17 protein-coding genes are annotated in these 18424 nt (G+C 50.0%); 11 read left to right on the forward strand and 6 right to left on the reverse strand.

Annotated elements, in window-relative coordinates:
• Positions 1–8 precede the first annotated feature (8 nt).
• Both mepM and lpxM read left to right on the forward strand, forming a co-directional pair.
• Entirely contained in the window at positions 9–1331 is a 1323-nt protein-coding gene (gene mepM, locus MNO13_RS10775; RefSeq protein WP_074388553.1) for a murein DD-endopeptidase MepM, read from the forward strand.
• A 123-nt stretch (positions 1332–1454) separates the two neighbouring features.
• Positions 1455–2429: a lauroyl-Kdo(2)-lipid IV(A) myristoyltransferase gene (lpxM, locus tag MNO13_RS10780; protein ID WP_241939971.1), complete on the forward strand. Its 975-nt coding sequence runs from the start codon at positions 1455–1457 to the stop codon at positions 2427–2429.
• A gap of 41 nt (positions 2430–2470) precedes the next feature.
• Here lpxM and pyk read toward each other — a convergent pair whose 3' ends face one another.
• Entirely contained in the window at positions 2471–3913 is a 1443-nt protein-coding gene (gene pyk / locus MNO13_RS10785) for a pyruvate kinase (protein WP_064545906.1), read from the reverse strand.
• 193 nt (positions 3914–4106) lie between these two features.
• A complete protein-coding gene (locus MNO13_RS10790; RefSeq protein ID WP_064545908.1) occupies positions 4107–4976 on the reverse strand; it encodes a MurR/RpiR family transcriptional regulator in 870 nt (289 codons plus the stop codon).
• Between the two features lie 360 nt (positions 4977–5336).
• Between MNO13_RS10790 and zwf the strand changes: the two genes are divergently transcribed.
• The 3 genes from zwf (at position 5337) to MNO13_RS10805 (ending at position 9705) form a co-directional block, all read left to right on the forward strand.
• On the forward strand, positions 5337–6812 hold the full coding sequence (gene zwf, locus MNO13_RS10795) for a glucose-6-phosphate dehydrogenase (RefSeq protein WP_064545910.1): 1476 nt from the start codon (positions 5337–5339) through the stop codon (positions 6810–6812).
• Between the two features lie 377 nt (positions 6813–7189).
• Entirely contained in the window at positions 7190–9001 is a 1812-nt protein-coding gene (edd, locus tag MNO13_RS10800; protein WP_241939972.1) for a phosphogluconate dehydratase, read from the forward strand.
• A 65-nt stretch (positions 9002–9066) separates the two neighbouring features.
• Positions 9067–9705, forward strand: a complete 639-nt coding sequence (locus tag MNO13_RS10805) for a bifunctional 4-hydroxy-2-oxoglutarate aldolase/2-dehydro-3-deoxy-phosphogluconate aldolase (RefSeq protein WP_121813650.1) — start codon at positions 9067–9069, stop codon at positions 9703–9705.
• A 66-nt stretch (positions 9706–9771) separates the two neighbouring features.
• Here MNO13_RS10805 and purT read toward each other — a convergent pair whose 3' ends face one another.
• The gene (gene purT, locus MNO13_RS10810) at positions 9772–10950 is read right to left on the reverse strand and encodes a formate-dependent phosphoribosylglycinamide formyltransferase (RefSeq protein WP_121813649.1); all 1179 of its coding nucleotides are present in this window, start codon (positions 10948–10950) and stop codon (positions 9772–9774) included.
• A gap of 138 nt (positions 10951–11088) precedes the next feature.
• On the opposite strand from purT, the gene MNO13_RS10815 reads away from it, so the two are divergent.
• The 3 genes from MNO13_RS10815 (at position 11089) to ptrB (ending at position 14385) form a co-directional block, all read left to right on the forward strand.
• Entirely contained in the window at positions 11089–11433 is a 345-nt protein-coding gene (locus MNO13_RS10815) for a YebG family protein (protein ID WP_064545919.1), read from the forward strand.
• 117 nt (positions 11434–11550) lie between these two features.
• Positions 11551–12234 (forward strand): tellurite resistance TerB family protein, encoded by a 684-nt coding sequence (locus MNO13_RS10820; protein ID WP_064545920.1) that lies wholly within the window; start codon positions 11551–11553, stop codon positions 12232–12234.
• A 93-nt stretch (positions 12235–12327) separates the two neighbouring features.
• Positions 12328–14385: an oligopeptidase B gene (gene ptrB / locus MNO13_RS10825; RefSeq protein ID WP_064546017.1), complete on the forward strand. Its 2058-nt coding sequence runs from the start codon at positions 12328–12330 to the stop codon at positions 14383–14385.
• A 7-nt stretch (positions 14386–14392) separates the two neighbouring features.
• Here the strand turns inward: ptrB and exoX are convergent, their stop codons facing one another.
• From exoX to MNO13_RS10840, 3 genes are all read right to left on the reverse strand, one after another.
• The gene (gene exoX, locus MNO13_RS10830; protein ID WP_064545921.1) at positions 14393–15055 is read right to left on the reverse strand and encodes an exodeoxyribonuclease X; all 663 of its coding nucleotides are present in this window, start codon (positions 15053–15055) and stop codon (positions 14393–14395) included.
• A 38-nt stretch (positions 15056–15093) separates the two neighbouring features.
• Positions 15094–15825 (reverse strand): carbon-nitrogen hydrolase family protein, encoded by a 732-nt coding sequence (locus tag MNO13_RS10835; RefSeq protein WP_121813648.1) that lies wholly within the window; start codon positions 15823–15825, stop codon positions 15094–15096.
• A gap of 131 nt (positions 15826–15956) precedes the next feature.
• Positions 15957–16187 (reverse strand): DNA polymerase III subunit theta, encoded by a 231-nt coding sequence (locus MNO13_RS10840; RefSeq protein WP_034495983.1) that lies wholly within the window; start codon positions 16185–16187, stop codon positions 15957–15959.
• Positions 16188–16335: 148 nt separating this feature from the next.
• Between MNO13_RS10840 and yobA the strand changes: the two genes are divergently transcribed.
• Genes yobA through MNO13_RS10855 form a run of 3 tightly spaced genes read left to right on the forward strand, consistent with a single transcriptional unit; the run spans position 16336 to position 17956 of the window.
• The gene (yobA, locus tag MNO13_RS10845) at positions 16336–16710 is read left to right on the forward strand and encodes a CopC domain-containing protein YobA (RefSeq protein WP_064545923.1); all 375 of its coding nucleotides are present in this window, start codon (positions 16336–16338) and stop codon (positions 16708–16710) included.
• Positions 16711–16715: 5 nt separating this feature from the next.
• On the forward strand, positions 16716–17588 hold the full coding sequence (gene copD / locus MNO13_RS10850) for a copper homeostasis membrane protein CopD (RefSeq protein WP_241939973.1): 873 nt from the start codon (positions 16716–16718) through the stop codon (positions 17586–17588).
• 26 nt (positions 17589–17614) lie between these two features.
• A complete protein-coding gene (locus MNO13_RS10855) occupies positions 17615–17956 on the forward strand; it encodes a YebY family protein (protein WP_241939974.1) in 342 nt (113 codons plus the stop codon).
• Positions 17957–18424 lie beyond the last annotated feature (468 nt).

The raw sequence follows: 18424 nt of genomic DNA on the forward strand, positions 1-18424 counted from the left end.
GTGAATACGTGCAACAGATAGCCCGCTCTGTCGCCCTGGCATTCGACAATTTGTCCCGGCCCCACCGCGTTATGCTGGGGTCGCTTACAGTTCTTACACTTGCGGTCGCTGTTTGGCGACCGTACGTCTATCATCCTGAAGCCAGCCCTGTTATCAAAACCATTGAGCTTGAGAAAAACGAGATCCGTTCGTTGCTTCCTGAAGCCAGTGAACCTTTAGACCAGTCTCCAGACGCTGAAGACGACACCATTCCGCAAGATGAACTGGATGATAAAACCGCCGGTGAAGCTGGGGTTCATGAGTATGTCGTGTCTACCGGGGATACGCTTAGCAGCATCCTGAACCAGTACGGTATTGATATGGGTGATATCAGCCAGCTTGCCGCGGTTGATAAAGATCTGCGTAACCTGAAAATCGGTCAACAACTTTCCTGGACGTTAAATGCTGATGGCGAGTTACAACGCCTTACCTGGGAAATGTCGCGCCGTGAAACACGCACCTACGACCGTTCAGGTACGGCCTTTAAGCTCAGCAGCGAAATGCAGCAAGGCGAATGGGTTAACAATGTTTTGAAAGGCACGGTAGGCAGTAGTTTCGTCAGCAGCGCGAAAGATGCTGGATTAACCAGCGCTGAAATCAGCGGAGTTATCAAGGCCATGCAGTGGCAAATGGACTTCCGCAAAGTGAAAAAAGGCGATCAGTTCGCGGTGTTAATGTCTCGCGAAATGCTTGAAGGCAAACGTGAGCAAAGCCGTTTGGTTGGTGTGCGTCTACGCAGTGGCGGTAAAGATTATTACGCCATTCGTGCAGAAGACGGCAAGTTCTACGACAGAAGCGGTTCGGGTCTCGCGAAGGGCTTTATGCGCTTCCCGACGGCTAAACAGTTCCGTATTTCGTCAAACTTTAATCCTCGTCGCCTTAACCCGGTCACCGGTCGTGTTGCGCCGCACAAAGGTGTCGACTTTGCTATGCCACAAGGTACGCCAGTGTTGGCTGTCGGTGATGGTGAAGTGGTGATGGCAAAACGTAGCGGTGCGGCAGGTTACTTCGTGGCTATTCGCCACGGGCGTTCATATACCACCCGCTACATGCACTTGAAGAAACTGTTAGTGAAGCCAGGTCAGAAAGTGAAACGCGGCGATCGTGTAGCATTGTCAGGGAATACCGGGCGCTCTACGGGGCCGCATTTGCATTATGAAGTGTGGGTTAACCAACAAGCGGTGAATCCGTTGACCGCGAAACTGCCACGTACCGAAGGGCTGACAGGCTCCGATCGTAACGAATATCTGGCTCAGGTTCGTGAAGTCACTCCACAGCTCAGTTTCAATTAATCCAGTGCTGTGAATAAAGCCGGTTCCCAGTAACCGGCTTTTTCTTTGTCTGAAAGGCATTACCCCGCTAAGATACTGATAAATTCATGTCATCAATGATTTGATGCTGTACTGAGAATATGAATGGAAAAAACTAAAAAAAGTCACAGTGAGTTCATTCCTGAATTTCAAAAGGCCTTCTTGCACCCGAAATTTTGGGGCGCCTGGCTAGGCGTTGGCGCTTTCGCTGGTATTGCGATGTTACCGCCGTCAATACGCGATCCTCTGCTGGGTAAAGTTGGGCGTATAGCCGGGCGCTTTGGTAAAAGTGCCCGCCGTCGCGCACAAATTAACTTGCTGTATTGCTTCCCGGAGATGCCGGAAGCCTCACGCGAAGCTGTCATCGACGAGATGTTTGCTACTGCTCCTCAAGCGATGGTGATGATGGCTGAGTTGGCGATCAAGGACCCGAAAAAGGTCATGCAGCGTGTTGACTGGCATGGCAAAGAGATTATCGACGAGTTAAAGCAGCGGGAAGAAAATGTGATTTTCCTGGTGCCGCACGGATGGGGCGTGGATATTCCGGCGATGTTGTTGGCGTCGCAGGGGCAAAAAATGGCCGCCATGTTCCATAACCAGGGTAACCCATTATTTGACTACATGTGGAATACCGTGCGCCGCCGTTTCGGTGGCCGGTTACATGCGCGTAATGACGGGATTAAACCGTTTATCAGCTCTGTGCGTCAGGGGTATTGGGGATATTATTTGCCTGACCAGGACCACGGTGCTGAGCATAGTGAGTTCGTCGATTTCTTCGGCACCTATAAAGCGACATTACCGGCAATTGGCCGCTTGATGAAAGTGGCACGTGCGCGCGTTGTGCCATTGTTCCCGGTGTACAACAGCAAAACTCACCGCTTAGACATTCATATTCGTCCTCCGATGGACGATTTAGTTGATGCGGATGACAACACCATTGCTCGCCGAATGAATGAAGAAGTCGAAATTCTGGTGGGGCCGAATCTTGAACAATACACCTGGATTTTAAAATTGCTCAAAACCCGCAAGGAAGGGGAAACAGAACCCTACCGTCGCAAAGAGTTATATCCGAAGAAATAAGAAAGGGGCCAATTTGGCCCCTTTGTCATACAGCGATTGAATTACTCAACGCACAGAATGCGCGTCGTGTTGGTGGTACCAATGGTACTCATCACGTCGCCCTGGGTCACGATAACCAAATCACCGGAAATCAGGTAGCCTTTGTCACGCAGCAAATTCACTGCATCATTTGCAGCAGCAACACCGTCGCTTGGGCTATCGAAATGTACAGGCGTCACACCACGGTACAAAGAGGTGAGGTTCAGCGTACGCTCATGACGGGACATGGCGAAAATTGGCAAACCAGAGCTGATACGGGAAGTCATCAGCGCGGTGCGGCCTGATTCGGTCATGGTGATGATGGCGGTAACACCTTTAAGGTGGTTTGCCGCATACATTGCCGACATCGCAATCGCTTCTTCAACGTTGTCGAACTGCACGTCCAGACGGTGTTTAGAGACGTTGATGCTTGGGATTTTTTCTGCACCCAGGCAAACACGCGCCATTGCAGCAACCGTTTCAGCCGGGTATTGACCCGCAGCGGTTTCTGCAGAAAGCATCACCGCATCGGTACCATCAAGAACGGCGTTCGCCACGTCCATGACTTCGGCACGAGTTGGCATTGGGTTGGTAATCATTGACTCCATCATCTGAGTCGCAGTGATCACCGCACGGTTCAGTTTACGTGCGCGGCGAATCAGGGTTTTCTGAATACCGACCAGCTCAGGGTCACCGATTTCAACGCCCAGGTCGCCACGGGCAACCATAACCACGTCAGAAGCCAGGATAACGTCATCCATTGCCGCTTCGTCGCATACTGCTTCAGCACGCTCAACTTTTGCGACAATCTTCGCGTCACAGCCTGCTTCGCGCGCCAGGCGGCGAGCGTAGTTCAGATCTTCACCACAACGTGGGAAGGAAACCGCCAGATAATCGACACCGATTTTCGCTGCAGTGATGATGTCAGCTTTGTCTTTATCGGTCAGCGCTTCGGCTGACAGGCCGCCACCCAGTTTGTTGATGCCTTTATTATTCGACAGCGGGCCGCCTACGGTGACTTCGGTGAACACTTTCATACCCTGAACTTCGAGTACTTTTAGCTGAACACGGCCATCATCGAGCAGCAGGATGTCACCGGTGACAACGTCAGCGGGCAGACCTTTATAATCGATACCGACTTTTTCTTTATCGCCTTCACCTTTACCCAGGTTGGCATCCAGTAAGAATTTGTCGCCGATATTGAGGAAAACTTTACCTTCTTTAAAGGTAGAGACACGAATTTTTGGCCCTTGCAAATCGCCCAGAATAGCGACATGACGACCCAGTTTCGCGGCAATTTCACGAACTTTATCAGCACGGATCTGATGATCTTCTGCAGTACCGTGGGAGAAGTTCATACGCACCACGTTTGCGCCGGCTGCGATAATCTTTTCCAGATTATTGTCGCGATCGGTTGCCGGGCCTAAAGTGGTAACGATTTTGGTTCTACGTAGCCGTCTGGACATGTATTACTCCGTTGACTGAAACAACTTTGGTGTTGTGTTAACAAAAGATTCGGTAAATCGGAATGCGTTGAAAAACGCAATGTAACAACTTAACCGAATGACCTAAAAAGTTACAGCTTTGTTATATCTGTCTTACTTCGAGCTGCGGGAGTGCTGGCTGCAACTCAAACGATTTAAGCAGACTAATTTTGTTTTACTGGCTATCGCCAGAAACGAATAGCTCCTTATCAAAACGCGATTCTTTGAGCGCTTCTTTGACTCGCTTCAAGTTATCTCTGAATTTCGCGCCACGACGTAAAGTAAAACCGGTTGCCAGTACATCAATCACCGTTAATTGCGCGAGGCGAGAAACCATAGGCATATAAATGTCGGTATCTTCTGGCACGTCCAGCAGTAAAGAGAGGGTGGCTTCGCGAGCCAGTGGTGAGCCTTCAGAGGTAATGGCCAGCACAATGGCGTCGTTTTCACGCGCTAATTGCGCCAGTTCAACGAGGTTTTTGGTGCGTCCGGTATGCGAGATAAGCACGACAACATCTTCTTCACTGCAATTCATGCAGCTCATACGCTGTAACACCACATCGTCAGAATAGATAACTGGCACGTTAAAACGGAAGAATTTGTTCATCGCATCATGTGCGACCGCGGCCGAGGAACCCAAACCAAAGAAGGCAATTTTCTTCGCCTGCGTGAGTAAATCTACTGCGCGATTAACGGCTGCCATATCCAGTGATTGCCTGACCTGGTCAAGACTTGCCATCGCCGATTCAAAGATTTTGCCGGTATAAGCTTCTACACTGTCATCTTCGTCAACATTCCGGTTTACATAAGGAGTGCCATTCGCCAGACTTTGCGCTAAATGTAATTTAAAATCCGGGAAGCCTTTGGTTTCGAGACGGCGGCAAAAGCGGTTGACTGTCGGTTCGCTAACGTCAGCGCTGCGGGCGAGGGTAGCAATGCTTGAGTGAATGGCATCTTGCGGTGCGGTAAGAATCACTTCTGCGACTTTACGTTCTGATTTGCTAAGGTGTTCCAGTTGGGACTGGATTTTGTCCAGCATATTCATAGGTGTCCGGCACTCATGGATTTTGTCGATTTCACTAACAGGAGAAATCGCGACACGATTTAGCAAGAATATACGCTTGCCCATCATCGATTGGGCGGGAGAATAGGTGTAATGATGTTGTTTTTTTTCATTACATGATCAGCGTCTAACTTTAGACATGATATACATCAACAATAAATCGTCAGAAAATTCCACGGCACATCGCTAAAAGTGGCACTGACGGGCAAATGTTGCCCATGAATGTGATCTGATAATGGGCAAAGGTTTACCTGAATTCACTAAAAGCAGTACATTATTCTGTAATAAAATTACAAACGGGCCGGTGAATCCCCCCGGACATCCGAAACGAGGAGAATAGACATGGCGGTAACGCAGACAGCTCAGGCATGTGACCTGGTGATTTTCGGTGCAAAAGGCGACCTTGCGCGTCGGAAACTGCTGCCATCCCTGTATCAGTTGGAAAAGGCGGGGCAGATTCACCCGGACACTCGCATCCTGGGTGTAGGCCGCGCAGACTGGGATAAAGAGGCGTATACCAAAGTGGTACGCGAAGCGATCGAAACCTTTATGAAGGAAAAGATCGACGAAAGCCTGTGGGATAAGTTGAGTAGCCGTCTCGATTTTTGCAACCTGGATGTTAACGATACTGCGGCGTTTACCAAACTCGGTAAGATGCTCGATCAGCAAAACCGTGTCACGATTAACTACTTTGCGATGCCACCAAGTACTTTTGGCGCCATCTGCAAAGGTTTGGGTAAAGCGAAACTTAACGCTAAACCTGCTCGTGTGGTGATGGAAAAGCCACTCGGCACCTCACTGGTGACTTCTCAGCAAATCAACGATCAGGTTGGTGAGTATTTTGAAGAGTGCCAGGTTTACCGTATTGACCACTACTTAGGTAAAGAAACCGTACTGAACCTGCTGGCGCTGCGTTTTGCGAACTCCCTGTTTGCCAATAACTGGGATAACAAAACTATCGATCATGTGGAAATCACCGTAGCGGAAGAAGTCGGGATTGAAGGGCGCTGGGGTTACTTTGACCAGGCCGGTCAAATGCGCGACATGATTCAAAACCACCTGCTGCAAATCCTGTGCATGATTGCCATGTCACCACCATCCGATCTGACTGCCGACCATATCCGCGACGAGAAAGTGAAAGTTCTGCAATCCCTGCGCCGTATTGACCGTAGCAATGTGCGCGAGAAAACGGTTCGCGGCCAGTACACGGCGGGCTTTGCACAGGGTAAAAAAGTCCCGGGTTATCTGGAAGAAGAAGGTGCCAACAAAACGAGCGGCACGGAAACCTTCGTGGCTATCCGTGTGGATATCGACAACTGGCGTTGGGCTGGCGTGCCATTCTACCTGCGTACCGGGAAACGTCTGCCGACAAAATGCTCTGAGGTCGTGGTTTACTTCAAGAGCCCTGCACTGAACCTGTTTAAAGATTCCTGGCAAGATTTGCCGCAAAACAAACTTACCATCCGTCTGCAACCGGACGAAGGTGTGGATATCCAGGTGCTCAACAAAGTGCCAGGGCTTGATCACAAGCACAACCTGCAAACCACCAAACTGGATCTGAGTTACTCCGAAACCTTTAACGAAACACATCTGGCAGATGCTTACGAGCGCCTGCTTCTGGAGACCATGCGTGGTATTCAGGCACTGTTCGTGCGTCGTGACGAAGTAGAAGAAGCGTGGAAATGGGTCGACTCCATCACTGAAGCATGGGCTGCGGACAATGATGCACCTAAGCCATATCAGGCCGGAACCTGGGGACCAGTGGCATCGGTGGCGATGATTACCCGTGATGGGCGTTCATGGAACGAATTTGAGTAATCCCCGTCATCCTTCAAGTTGCAGGGGGGTTGGCAGCACTCGCTCACCCCAGTCACTTACTAATGTAAGCTGCTGGGGATTCGGTCATTTGCCGTCTACCTGCAACTCGACTGATTTAGCGGATGGAATCGGTGTCATTGTGTAAAAATCGTGTAACAAACGATTCGTATTTTACCGGTAACATGATCTAGCGCCAAAGTGGTGAAAATTTTTTAATATAAAAGCCCTGACTGGATTCACCAGCAGGGCTTTTTTATTTACACTAGCTGAAGCGATTTTGCCCTGATGGTACGGATTGCCGCCTCATTGAGAGAAAAGAGCCGGTAACCTCGACCACCTGCCCAAAGCGACGGCAGCCACTTTAAAGAGGATCTTTTATGAATCCAATTTTGTTACGCGTAACAAAGCGCATCGTTGAACGTTCCCGCCAGACCCGTGAAACTTATCTGGCTCGCATCGAAAAAGCGAAGTCCAACACAGTCCACCGATCTGAGCTGGCGTGCGGAAATCTGGCCCACGGTTTTGCTGCTTGTCAGCCGGAAGATAAAGCTTCGCTGAAAAGTATGCTGCGTAACAACATTGCGATCATTACCTCCTACAACGACATGCTCTCCGCGCATCAACCTTATGAGTATTACCCTGATCAGATTCGTAAAGCGTTGCACTCTGTTGGTGCCGTAGGGCAGGTTGCAGGTGGTGTGCCAGCGATGTGTGATGGCGTGACTCAGGGCCAGGACGGCATGGAGCTTTCATTGCTGAGCCGCGAAATTATCGCGATGTCCACCGCTATCGGCCTGTCCCACAACATGTTCGACGGCGCGCTGTACCTGGGCGTATGCGACAAAATTGTCCCCGGTTTGACTATGGCTGCACTCTCATTTGGCCATTTACCAGCGGTGTTTGTGCCGTCAGGCCCAATGGCCAGTGGTTTGGCCAATAAAGAGAAAGTACGCATTCGCCAGCTTTATGCTGAAGGCAAAGTTGACCGTCTGGCATTACTGGAATCTGAAGCTGCTTCTTATCATGCGCCAGGCACCTGTACTTTTTACGGCACCGCCAATACCAACCAAATGGTGGTTGAGTTTATGGGGATGCAGCTCCCGGGTTCTTCGTTTGTTCATCCGGATGCCCCTCTGCGCCATGAACTAACGGCAGCAGCGGCACGTCAGGTAACGCGCCTGACAGGAAATGGCAACGAGTGGATGCCACTCGGTAAAATGATTGACGAAAAAGTAGTGGTCAATGGCATTGTTGCGTTGTTGGCAACCGGCGGTTCTACCAACCATACGATGCACCTGGTCGCGATGGCGCGTGCAGCAGGTATCATCATTAACTGGGATGATTTCTCTGATCTTTCTGATGTGGTGCCTTTGCTGGCGCGCCTGTACCCGAACGGCCCGGCGGACATCAATCACTTCCAGGCCGCGGGCGGTGTGCCAGTGCTAATGCGCGAATTGCTCAAAGGTGGCCTGCTGCATGAAGACGTGAACACTGTTGCGGGCTTTGGCCTGCATCACTACACCATGGAACCATGGCTGGATAATTGGCAGCTTGCATGGCGTGAAGGTGCGACAACCGCACTCGATACCGATGTCATTGCAACCTTTGAAAAACCATTCTCCAAACACGGCGGCACCAAAGTGCTTAGCGGTAACCTCGGCCGTGCAGTAATGAAAACCTCTGCAGTTCCCGTGGAAAATCAAATTATCGAAGCTCCCGCCGTCATCTTTGAAAGCCAGCATGACGTTTTGCCAGCGTTTGAAGCAGGTCTGCTGGACCGTGACTGCGTGGTTGTTGTGCGCCATCAAGGGCCAAAAGCGAATGGCATGCCAGAATTACATAAACTTATGCCGCCACTTGGGGTATTATTGGACCGCTGTTTCAAAATTGCGTTAGTCACTGATGGACGACTGTCGGGTGCATCAGGTAAGGTGCCCTCAGCAATCCATGTTACGCCAGAAGCCTATGATGGTGGGTTGCTGGCGAAAGTCCGTGATGGCGATATGATTCGCGTCAATGGTCAAACGGGTGAACTGACATTGCTGGTCGATGATGCAGAGCTTGCAAAACGCACTGCATATCACCCGGACCTCAGCGCGGATCGCGTTGGAACCGGCCGTGAACTATTTAGCGCGTTACGCGAACAGTTATCTGGCGCGGAACAGGGCGCGACCTGCATTAAATTTTAAGGACCAGATGTAGCAATTGCCGCACTGGAAACGAATTATAAAGTTGGTTGAAGAGGCCTTATTAGATGAAAAACTGGAAAACTACTGCGGAACAGATCCTGAAAACAGGGCCGGTTGTCCCGGTTATTGTAATTAACAAACTGGAACACGCAGTACCAATGGCTAAAGCATTAGTTGCTGGTGGCGTGCGCGTTCTGGAAGTGACTCTGCGTACTCCATGTGCAATGGACGCGATTCGCGCTATCGCTAAAGAAGTACCAGAAGCGATTATTGGTGCGGGTACCGTTCTGAACCCAGAGCAACTGGCAGAAGTGACCGAAGCTGGCGCGCAGTTCGCTATCAGCCCGGGTCTGACTGAGCCACTGTTGAAAGCGGCAACCGAAGGCTCAATTCCATTGATTCCGGGTATCAGCACTGTTTCTGAACTGATGCTGGGTCTGGATTACGGCTTGAAAGAATTCAAATTCTTCCCGGCTGAAGCGAATGGTGGCACCAAAGCACTGCAAGCTATTGCGGGCCCATTCTCTCAGGTTCGTTTCTGCCCAACTGGCGGGATCACACCGGCTAACTACCGTGATTACCTGGCACTGAAAAGCGTTCTGTGTATCGGTGGCTCATGGTTGGTTCCGGCTGACGCACTGGAAGCAGGTGATTACGACCGTATTACTCAGCTTGCTCGTGAAGCGGTTGAAGGCGCGAAATAATACGCCATTCTTTAAGTTGTAGCTGCGTAAAACCGGTCACATAGATAACGATGTGACCGGTTTTTTTTATCCTTTGACGATAACCGCTTTGGTTGCGGCAATCGCACGCGCAATCGCATCTTCCACGCTAGAACCTGTTGCCAGCGTGACACCCATACGGCGTTTACCTTCAATCTCCGGCTTACCAAACAGACGCACCTGCAAACCGGCACCTACCGCACCCGCGACGTTACCGTACTGGACGTTATCACTGGTTAATTCTGGCAGGATCACCGCAGAAGCCGCCGGGCCATACTGGCGAATATCGCCAATTGGCAAGCCGAGGAAGGCGCGGACATGTAATGCAAACTCTGACAAATCCTGAGAAATCAGCGTCACCATGCCGGTATCATGTGGACGCGGGGAAACCTCGCTGAAAATGACCTCATCGCCACAGACAAACAGCTCAACGCCAAACAATCCGAAGCCCCCCAGGGATTTCACGACTTTCTCGGCAATTTCCTGCGCGCGACAAATCGCAACATCACTCATCTTTTGTGGCTGCCACGACTCACGATAATCGCCGTCTTCCTGACGATGACCAATTGGCGCGCAGAAATGCACGCCATCGATTGCGCTGATGGTCAACAAAGTGATTTCAAAATCAAAATTCACCACCCCTTCGACAATGACGCGTCCTTTGCCTGCCCGGCCACCGAGTTGAGCGTATTCCCAGGCTTTGGCTAACTGGTCGGCATTGCGGATAAAGCTTTGCCCTTTGCCTGAAGAGCTCATTACCGGTTTAACGATGCAAGGGAAGCCAATTTCTTCGACGGCTTGCAAGAAAGCGCTTTCGCTATCGGCAAAGCGGTAGCTTGAAGTGGGCAGTTCTAACTCTTCAGCTGCCAGACGACGAATACCTTCGCGGTTCATGGTCAACTTAGTGGCTCGGGCGCACGGGACAACGTTCTGGCCTTGCTGCTCCAGTTCTACCAGCATATCCGTGGCAATGGCTTCAATTTCGGGAACGATAAAATCGGGCATTTCAGCAGCGACCAGCTTTTTAAGTTCGGCACCATCAAGCATATTAATGACATGACTACGGTGCGCGACGTGCATCGCTGGGGCATCAGCGTAGCGGTCTACGGCAATCACTTCCAGCCCCAGACGTTGACATTCAATTGCCACTTCTTTTCCTAATTCGCCTGAACCCAACAACATCACACGTGTAGCTGAAGGACGAAGCGCTGTTCCCAACATTGACATAATCTGTATACCCAAACGGAGAAAATAGACCGGCGAATTATAAACGAAAACGTTTGCGTACGCAGCGACTTTCCCGCTTGCGATGCAAGGGTAATATTATTATACTGTTTAAATAAACAGTTAAGCCGGAGCTGCAAAATGGCGGTTGAAATCAAATACGTTGTAGTACGAGAGGGGCAAGAAAAAATGTCATTTGCCAGTAAAAAGGACGCAGACGCCTATGACAAAATGCTCGACCTGGCCGAAGTGTTGAGTGACTGGCTCACTCAAAGCCCAATTGCTCTCGAAGAAGGCCAAAATGACGTGCTGGCCATGTGGATGGCAGAAAACAAAGATGTGCTTTCGACCGTACTGAAAAGCGGAAAATTGCCAGAGCTGGAAACGGCAACAGCAGCAGATGAAACGCCTGAAGTCGTTACTGAAGAAGAGGCTTCTGATGATAAAGTAGCCGAACATCCACGTAAACGCACCAAAGCCGCTTAAGTTTTATCGCGTCGGAATACCGGCGCGGTTCTTTTCTCATCTTTAGTCTTATCAGACACTTCTTGACAGCCTTTCACCTAACCTCAGTGGCTATGTTCTAAAACAAGGGTGTCTCTCATGAGTAATTGGTTACAGCAGCTTCAGTCTATGCTGGGGCAAGCGACACAGCCCGGCCAAAAATCTTCCAGGCACAATCAACCCACTCAAGATCCTCAGGGGCTGAGCAAATTACTGGTACCTGGCGCGCTGGGTGGCTTAGCGGGGTTACTGCTGGCAAGTAAATCATCGCGTAAATTACTCACTAAATACGGAACCAGCGCGCTGTTGGTTGGCGGTGGGGCAGTCGCTGGAAGCGTGATGTGGAGCAAATATAAAGATCGCGTCCGTGAAACCCATCAGGGGGAGCCGCAATTTGGGCAGCAACAATCGCCAGTTGATGTGCGGACCCAGCGTCTGGTAATGGCATTGGTCTTTGCCGCGAAAAGTGACGGCCATATCGATGACAAAGAGCGCCAGATAATCGAACAACAGTTGCGGGATGCGGGTATTGAAGAGTCAGGCCGTACGCTGATTCAACAGGCTATCGATCAACCGCTTGATCCACAGCGTTTGGTACAAGGCGTTAATAACGAAGAAGAAGCTCTGGAACTTTATTTCCTCAGCTGTGCGGCAATCGACATCGACCACTTTATGGAACGTAGCTATCTCAGTGCGTTAGGTGATGCGCTAAAAATCCCACAAGATGTGCGCGAAGGTATTGAAAAAGATATTCAGCAACAGAAACTCAATCTGCCGGGTTAACCCCGGCATTTTTCTCAAAATCCCACGTTACGCTTGCAAGGCTGTCTTAATTTGCCACCCTTACAGGGTGTTAACTCAAAAATGAAAATCGACATGCCACCAAAAGCTAAAAAAATTCCTCACACCATGTCAGTTCATGGCGATACCCGCATCGATAACTATTATTGGTTGCGCGACGACGAGCGCGCAGATGCGCAAGTACTTGATTATCTGCATCAGGAAAATGATTACGGCCATCAAGTCATGAGCACGCAACAGGCGCTACAAGAACGCTTGCTCAAAGAGATGATCGACCGTATCCCACAACGCGATGTCTCCGCGCCCTATACGCAAAATGGCTATCGTTATCGCCAGGTTTTTGAAACCGGAAATGAATACGCCATTTATCAGCGCCAGTCGGTGATGCTGGCTGAATGGGAAGAGTGGAGCACGCTGGTGGATGGTAATCGCCGTGCTGCCCACAGTGAATTTTATACGATGGGCGGGATGAGCATCACGCCTGACAATACTGTGCTGGCATTGGCGGAAGATTTTCTTTCGCGTCGCCAGTACGGTTTGCGTTTCCGCAATCTGGAAACCGGGAACTGGTACCCGGAAGTGCTGGAAAATGTCGACAGCAGTTTTGTCTGGGCGAATGATTCCGCCACGCTTTACTACGTCCGCAAGCACCCTAAAACGCTGCTGCCATATCAGGTCTGGCGACACACGGTAGGGCATCCTTCCACGTCCGACGAGTTGGTTTACGAAGAGAAGGACGAAATGTTTTATGTCAGCGTGCATAAAACGACTTCGAAGCATTTTGTCCTGATTTACCTGAGCAGCGCGACGACCAGCGAAGTGTTGTTGCTGGATGCCGAGCTGGTGGATGCGCAGCCACAAAGTTTTGCACCACGCCGTAAAGACCACGAATACACTCTCGATCACTATCAACATCATTTTTATCTGCGTTCGAATCGTGAAGGCAAAAACTTTGGTTTGTATCGCTCAAAAGTGCGCGACGAAAGCCAATGGGAAGAGCTGATTCCACCACGTGAAAACGTCATGCTGGAAGGGTTTACGTTGTTTACCGATTGGCTGGTTGTTGAAGAACGCCAGCAAGGGCTAACCAGCCTACGGCAAATTAACCGTAAAACGCACGAAGTGACCGGAATTGCTTTTGACGATCCGGCATACGTAACTTGGGTTGGCTACAATCCTGAACCGGAATCTTCCCGACTACGTTACGGTTACTCGTCAATGACTACGCCTGATACCTTATTCGAGCTGGATATGGATACCGGCGAGCGGCGCGTCATTAAACAAAGCGAAGTGGCGGGATTTGATGCCAGTCACTATCGCAGTGAACATTTATGGATAACGGTACGAGATGGCGTCCAGGTGCCGGTATCACTGGTTTATCACCGTGAGCATTTCATCCGTGGGAAAAACCCACTTTTGGTGTACGGCTACGGCTCGTATGGCAGCAGTATGGATGCTGATTTCAGCAGCAGCCGTTTGAGCCTGTTAGACCGTGGTTTTGTCTATGCGATTGCCCACGTGCGTGGTGGCGGTGAGCTTGGCCAACAATGGTATGAAGACGGCAAATACCTAAAGAAAATGAATACATTCAATGATTATCTGGATGTGTGTGATGGTTTGCTGAAGTTGGGATACGGCGATGAAAATCTGTTGTATTCCATGGGGGGGAGCGCAGGCGGGTTATTAGTGGGCGCGGCTATCAATATGCGTCCGGATTTGTTTCACGGTGTGGTCGCGCAAGTGCCATTTGTTGACGTGCTTACCACCATGCTGGACGAGTCAATTCCGTTAACCACGGGTGAATTTGAAGAATGGGGGAATCCGCAAGATGTTGAGTATTACCACTACATCAAACAGTACAGCCCATATGACCAAATCACCGCGCAGGCTTATCCGCATATACTGGTGACCACGGGCTTGCACGACTCGCAAGTGCAGTATTGGGAACCCGCCAAATGGGTCGCAAAATTGCGCGAAACACGTATCGACGATAACTTGCTGTTGTTATGTACTGATATGGACTCGGGGCATGGTGGGAAATCAGGGCGATTCAAATCATACGAAGGTGTGGCGCTGGAGTTCGCGTTCTTGATTGCCCTGGCGCAAGGCACCTTACCAGGGCGTGTGGAGTAATGCGTTTTTACCCTTCGAGATAATGTTTCAGCGTCATTCTGAGATCCGGTGCTAATTCTTTGATGTTATTTAACATCCAACGTAAATAGCCCGGATCTTTATCCGCAATTTCAGCAATGGGCTGGCCACGATACTTGCCAAATGCCATGGTGGTGACCATCGCTGGACGGCCAGTAATAGTCACCATCTGATCGGGTGTCCAGCCGGATTCTTCCATAATCCGCAACAGCAAAGCGGCGGTAATGTAGCAATCGAACAGGGCGCGGTGGTGATGCAAGCCTGCCGGTGTTTCCACTTCAAGCTTGAGCGATTTATATAAACCCATGTTGCTGTATTTGATACCGGGCCATAAACGGCGGGCCAGTTTTACGGTACAAATCCATTCGCTGTCAGGCAGTTCAGGCAACATTCGCTGGTCAAAGCTGGCGTTATGGGCGACATAATAGGGGCTGCCGTGGTAGCGCGGAATGACATCTTCAATCCACGGTTTATTCGCCACCATTTCTTCAGTAATCTTATGAATGGCCATCGCCTGGTGACCAATGGGACGATCCGGACGCACCAGATCGCTCATTGGATTAACAATTTCACCATTGACGATATCGACAGACGCCACTTCCACCACGCCGCCCTGCAAACCGCAGGTTTCCGTATCAATAATGCGCAGCATATTCACTCCATCAGAACTTCGCTGGTTTCAATAACGCGCTAGCGTAATGGAATGATTTCTCCGTGCCAACCTTTCTCATCGCGCCGACCAACGGCCAGCAATTCGCCATGATCGGCGCGCACCACTAACTCGCCGCGATCATCCCAACAGGCGCTACGTCCCGCGGAGCGGTATTTGCCGGTCGAAAAAGCATGATTAGCCAGCAATACCGGCAAATTGTATTTACGCGCCCAACGTTGCAGATACATTTCATCGTGCTGGTAACTGATTTCGTTAATGAACTTGCCTGTGGCGTAAAGACTTGCGCCCATCTCAGCAGCGCTGCGTGGCCAGGTTTCTTCATCGCTGCCGGTACTGAACCCCATCGCGACGCTACGATTATGCAAACCAACCAAAGGGGTATGCTGGCCTGGAAGGTCAATATCGCTTGAAAGAGGTTTGCAACAGGCGACGCGCGAACCATCAGGCAAAAAGCCTACAGAACCGGGTGAAACACCTCCTTTACACCGCAGGGGCAAACCCACGACGATAGTCATTTTGTGTTCTATGGCGGCATTTTGCAGAGGATTAAGACGTTCATCAGTGAAGGGTAGTGCGCAGTCGTGGTGATTTTCTATGTTGAAACCAGTGAGGGATAGTTCGGGAAAAATCAGGAGATCAATTTGTTCACGGACTGCACAACGAACAAAGTCTAAGTGATGTGAGATATTAGATTCGAGGTCATCGGGGGTGGCGCCGTATTGCGCCGCCGCAACATTCCAGACAGGCATATGCTCTTCCTTAATCAATCTACCTAACAGCCATCTTCCTATGGCCGCAACAGGTAATTCCTGTGTTTGGTTCTAAAACCCAAGAAAAATCTTAACATCAATTTTGTCAGGAAGTTTAAGGCTGTGAATATTTATTTCACTTTAGGCTCATATGGCAGACGTGAAAGATTAACTGATGCCAGGCGATGTGCAATCAGGCGTTCTCTGAACCAATCACGTAGGTGGGCAGGTTGCTCGCGTTCAACGACTTCGGCAATCACCGGCATATTATAACGTTCCTTAAAGGCCACGCCTGCCGCAGCAAGATCCACATTGATCTTATCCATTTCGTCCTGGGGTAATTCAGCAAGATTGTGATTCATTTTGGTCTCCTGTTTTGTGCCGCAAAGGTACTTGCAGATGAAGTTGATGACAAGTCTTTACATTTATTGATAGCTGTTCTCATCTCGACTTCACCTGGGCTCAAGGTTATCCTTTTGCCGTCTTGAATAAGAAAAAGGAATAGTTGATATGGCTTTCACTCGATCTCGTCTTTTTACCCTCGCGACTCTTTTAACGGCTCTTACCGCTTCTGGCTCAGCATTTGCGCATGCGCATCTTGAACATCAATACCCTGCGGCAGATGCTTCAGTCACGGCGTCACCGCAGGCAATTACCCTCAATTTTTCTGAAGGAGTAGAAGCTAATTTTAGCGGGATTACGCTGACCGGGCCACAGCAAGTCGCCGTGAAAACCGGCATGGCAAAACGTAACGAAAAAGACGAAAAACAGCTCATCGTGCCAGTCGAGGAGGCACTGAAACCAGGTGCTTACCAGGTCGACTGGCATGTGGTGTCGGTTGACGGACATAAAACCAAAGGGAAGTACCTGTTCTCGGTGAAATAAGCGGGATGCTACCTTCTTTCTATATCGCGCTGCGATTCATCCATTTTGCTGCCCTTATGGTGCTGCTTGGCAGCACCATTTCATGCTCAATGTTAGCGCCTCAGGCATTTAAGCCGGTCCTCATCCGCCGTCTGCAATGGCAGTGGCATTCTGCAGTCTGGATGACAATGCTTAGCGCAGTATTGCTGTTATGCGCTCAGGCGGGAATGATGGGCAGTGGATGGCAGGACACCATCAATCCACAGGTTTGGCTAGCCGTGCTGGGCACGCGTTTTGGTTCTGTGTGGCTGTGGCAGATTTCACTCGGTGTCGTGACGGTTGTGGTTCTGATGTTAAAACCGCGCAACTTGCAATCTTTATTGCTAACCCTCGCCGCAGGGCAACTCATTTTGCTGGCTGGTGTTGGGCATGCCGCAATGCGCGAAGATTTTTATGGTGGCTTACAGCGCCTGAACCACGCAGTGCATTTACTGAGCGCTGGCTGGTGGGTCGGAGGCCTTTTGCCGCTGATTATGTGCATGCGCATGGCTAGAAAACCACGCTGGCGGGGGGCTGCGATCACCGCGATGATGCGTTTTTCCCGTTACGGGCATCTGGCGGTTGCCGCTGTGCTACTAAGCGGATTAATCAACAGTCTGATGATTCTGGGCTGGTCATTGCCACTGGAAAGCGACTATGTGCGTTTCTTGTTGGTGAAGGTTGTCTTTGTTGCCGTGATGGTTATCATCGCACTGTATAACCGTTATTATTTGGTGCCCCGATTCAACCGTGCTCCAACGGCAACAAAACAGTTTGTCCGGTTAACCTGGCTGGAAATCATTTTGTCGGTGGTGGTACTCCTTGCGGTTAGCATTTTCGCTACCTGGGAACCGTACTGAAGACATTATTTGCTCAAGAGAAATTCATGAAAAAAAGTATTTTGACATTGCTGTTGCTGGCTTGCGCAGGTGGTGCGTTTGCGGCACCACAAATTATCACCGTGAGCCGTTTTGAAATGGGTAAAGATAACTGGGCGTTTAACCGCGAAGAGGTGATGTTGAGTTGCCGTGCGGGCCAGGCGTTGTTTGTCATCAACCCAAGCACACTGATGCAGTACCCGCTAAATGATATTGCTGAGCAACAAGTGGCGAGCGGCAAGACCACTGGCCAGCCAATCTCTGTCATTCAGATAGATGATCCACAGGCGCCAGGGCAAAAAAAGAGTCTCGCGCCATTTATTGAGCGTGCACAGAAGCTATGTAGCTAAACACGCTAACTTCTTTATTTGTCATAAAAAACCGCCATATCCGAGAGCCGGATATGGCGGTTTTTGTCTTAAATGTCACCTGTAACACAGTTTTTTTTCGAACACTTTAGCGCCCGACTGGAAAAGCTGCGCCGGTAAACTATTCTTAGAAGGCAAGGCGAAGTCTGCCTGCATTAATGCCAACTTTTAGCGCACGGCTCTCTCCCAAGAGCCATTTCCCTGGACCGAATATAGGAATCGTATTCGGTCTTTTTTTTATCTGTATTTCAAATCAATAGCTTATATCGCTACATCCAAAAATATCCTAAAAATCGATATTCGGTCCTTTTGGATTTCCGTAACACAGTCATAACAACATAAACTCCTTTTCCCTCGAATCCAAATATTTTTCTGTCATTTTTTGAGACTTATTACCCAAAAGTTTCTGGGTGAATTCCTTTCTGTGCCCCGTTTCTTACACTCTACTGG

It is taken from the genome of Buttiauxella ferragutiae (assembly GCF_022637515.1).
GTDB lineage: Bacteria > Pseudomonadota > Gammaproteobacteria > Enterobacterales > Enterobacteriaceae > Buttiauxella > Buttiauxella ferragutiae.